The sequence below is a fragment of the Aurantimonas marina genome, from assembly GCF_017183135.1.
Lineage (GTDB): Bacteria > Pseudomonadota > Alphaproteobacteria > Rhizobiales > Rhizobiaceae > Aurantimonas > Aurantimonas marina.
Map to the genome: position 1 here is coordinate 1 of NZ_JADDXW010000043.1, position 1,738 is coordinate 1,738.

Here is a 1,738-nt window from a genome sequence, read left to right on the forward strand (position 1 = left end):
ATTATGGCGTTCAAGACCGACATTGAGATTGCCCGCGAGGCGAAGAAGCTTCCGATCCAGGAGATTGGGGCGAAGCTGGGGATCGGGCTCGAGGATCTGGTGCCTTACGGGCATGACAAGGCCAAGGTTTCGGCCGATTTCATTGCCCGTCAGGCGGATAAGCCGAACGGCAAGCTGATCCTGGTGACAGCGATCAACCCGACGCCGGCTGGCGAGGGCAAGACGACGACCACGGTCGGGCTTGGCGACGGGCTGAACGCGATCGGCAAGAAGGCCGCGGTGTGCATCCGCGAGGCCTCGCTCGGCCCATGCTTCGGCATGAAGGGCGGCGCGGCCGGCGGCGGCTACGCCCAGGTCGTGCCGATGGAGGAGATGAACCTCCACTTCACCGGCGACTTCCACGCCATCACCAGCGCCCACAACCTTCTGTCGGCGCTGATCGATAACCACATCTACTGGGGCAATTCGCTCGACATCGACATCCGCCGCGTCGTCTGGAAGCGGGTCATGGACATGAACGACCGGGCGCTGCGCGACATCGTCACGTCGCTCGGCGGGGTCGCCAACGGCTTTCCGCGCCAGGCCGGCTTCGACATCACCGTCGCCTCGGAAGTGATGGCGATCCTGTGCCTGTCGAACGATCTGGAGGATCTGCAGGAGCGGCTCGGCCGGATCATCGTGGCCTATACCCGTGATCGCAAGCCGGTGACCTGCAAGGACCTGAAGGCCGACGGCGCGATGACGGTGCTGCTCAAGGACGCCATGCAGCCGAACCTGGTGCAGACGCTGGAGAACAACCCGGCCTTCGTGCATGGCGGCCCGTTCGCCAACATCGCCCATGGCTGCAACTCGGTTGTCGCCACCAAGACGGCGCTGAAGCTGAACGATTACGTCGTGACGGAAGCCGGCTTCGGCGCCGATCTGGGCGCCGAGAAGTTCATGAACATCAAGTGCCGCAAGGCCGGTCTCGCCCCGGCGGCGATCGTCATCGTCGCCACCATCCGGGCGATGAAGATGAATGGCGGCGTCAAGAAGCAGGATCTGGGCGCGGAGAACGTCGCGGCGGTCAAGGACGGCTGCGCCAATCTCGGCCGGCACATCGAGAACATCAAGGGCTTCGGCGTACCCGCCGTGGTGGCGATCAACCATTTCGCCGGCGACACCGACGCGGAGATCCAGGCGGCAAAGGACTATGTCGCCAGCCAGGGTTCGGAGGCGATCCTTTGCAAGCACTGGGCCGAGGGGTCCAAGGGGATCGAGGAACTGGCGACGCGGGTGGTACAGATCGCCGACAGCGGCGTGGCGCAGTTCCAGATGCTGTATCCCGACGACATGTCCTTGATGAAGAAGATCGAGACCATCGCCAAGCGGATCTACCGGGCCGACGAGGTTCTGGCCGACAAGAAGATCCGCGACCAGCTGGCGCAATGGGAGGAACAGGGCTTCCGCGATCTCCCGATCTGCATGGCCAAGACGCAGTATTCCTTCTCCACCGACGCCAATCTGCGCGGCGCGCCGACCGGCCATTCGGTGCCGATCCGCGAAGTTCGCCTGTCGGCGGGCGCCGGCTTCGTCGTCGTCGTCTGCGGCGAGATCATGACCATGCCGGGCCTGCCGCGCGTGCCCTCGTCCGAATCCATCATGCTCAACGACGAAGGCCTCATCGAAGGGCTGTTCTAGAAGGGATATGCTGCCGTGATCCGCGAGATACTCGTTCCGGTACGTGGCGACGGCAAGG

The 1,738-nt window shown here is 64.2% G+C and carries 1 protein-coding gene; it reads left to right on the forward strand.

Annotated features, from left to right (window positions below; all coding sequences use genetic code 11):
• Positions 1-3 precede the first annotated feature (3 nt).
• Entirely contained in the window at positions 4-1,680 is a 1,677-nt protein-coding gene (locus ING15_RS19190; protein WP_210348956.1) for a formate--tetrahydrofolate ligase, read from the forward strand.
• Positions 1,681-1,738 lie beyond the last annotated feature (58 nt).